The 1,254-nt window shown below is 46.3% G+C and carries 4 protein-coding genes; all 4 read left to right on the top strand.

From position 1 onward, the window contains the following. Positions 1–467: hypothetical protein (locus NZ772_19230; protein ID MCS6815690.1), on the top strand; the 467-nt coding region annotated here is incomplete at its 5' end. 20 nt (positions 468–487) lie between these two features. Beyond that, positions 488–718, top strand: a complete 231-nt coding sequence (locus NZ772_19225) for a hypothetical protein (protein MCS6815689.1) — start codon at positions 488–490, stop codon at positions 716–718. Positions 719–756: 38 nt separating this feature from the next. Continuing rightward, positions 757–1,002 carry a BolA/IbaG family iron-sulfur metabolism protein gene (locus NZ772_19220; protein ID MCS6815688.1) on the top strand — a complete coding sequence of 82 codons (246 nt, stop codon included), beginning with the start codon at positions 757–759 and terminating at the stop codon, positions 1,000–1,002. 91 nt (positions 1,003–1,093) lie between these two features. Then, the coding region (locus NZ772_19215) for a ferredoxin family protein (protein ID MCS6815687.1) at positions 1,094–1,254 on the top strand (161 nt) is incomplete at its 3' end.

The raw sequence follows: 1,254 nt of genomic DNA, 5'->3' as shown, positions 1-1,254 counted from the left end.
CCCAGCCCAGCGATGTAAATGATCTGCGCCCCCTTACACAGGATGCTAGTCTCCTGAGCGTTGCTGGTGGTCAGCGCTTAATGGCTGAAGCAAACCAGGCTGTGGCTAATCAGAACTACGATTTAGCTGTGAAAAAGCTGCAAGAAGCGCGTCAAGTCTTTAACCAGTTATCTAATTTCTATCAAGACTTGGCTGGAAGCTTTACTGGTATTGATAACCGAGTTGCTGACTCACAACGTCGCAAAGCGTTAGAAACAGCACAGATGCGTGATGATGCCACCTACCAGCTAGCGTTGGTGCATCGAGCACAAAATCAACCTGAATTGGCAGTTCCTCTCTTAGTTCAAATTGTTCGTAGCCAACAACCTACCCGTGACTTGGGTAAAAAAGCTTACCAACAGCTTTTAGAACTAGGCTTTGTCGATTCTCCATTTCCCTCTAGCAGCAGCACGTCTCAAACTCCATAGCGACTTATAGATAGTTAGTGTTGGGATTTAACATTGTATTCAACACTCCAGATAGTTTTGTGAATGTACTGGAAACTCGCATTATACCGTTAGCGTGCGCCCTTACCCTGAATCCCTCTTTCAATAATAAGGAAGAAGGACTTCAATCTAGCTCTCCTTATCCCTTTTTGGGAGAAGAGGTTGGGGAATATAGCTTGCTTCCCGCGGGGTGGGCAGCTATTTCAGAAATGTCTGAGCTATCGTTTTACTGAATACCTAGGGTTAATTACATTCGAGGGAGGGTAGTTCTGTGGTCAGTCCTGAGCAAGTAGAAGCGATTATTAAGTCTGGCTTACCTGATGCTCAGGTGCAGGCTATGAGTCCAGATGGGGAGCACTATGAGGTGATTGTGGTATCGTCAGCCTTTGCGGGCAAGGGACGAGTTCAGCAGCATCAGCTTGTGTATAAGGCGCTAGGTGAGGTGCTGAATACGGGTGTCTTGCATGCCGTATCCTTAAAAACCTTTACCCCCGAAGATTGGGCTGCATTAAGTTAACTAGACTTGATTTGAGGTGAGATGCTAACGGCAGTGCGATTAAGTTACTGCTGCTAATTGTTAATGAATACTGATATTTGCGAGAGATCCTATGGCTCATACGATCGTCACTAACACATGTGAAGGCGTTGCGGATTGTGTAGATGCCTGTCCAGTTGCGTGCATCCATCCTGGCCCTGGCAAAAATGTGAAAGGCACCGATTGGTATTGGATTGACTTTGCGACGTGTATTGATTGCGGCATTTGCTTTCA

The sequence above is a fragment of the Cyanobacteriota bacterium genome (assembly GCA_025054735.1).
Taxonomy (GTDB): domain Bacteria; phylum Cyanobacteriota; class Cyanobacteriia; order SKYG9; family SKYG9; genus SKYG9.
This window is presented reverse-complemented; position numbering and strand designations above follow the sequence as displayed.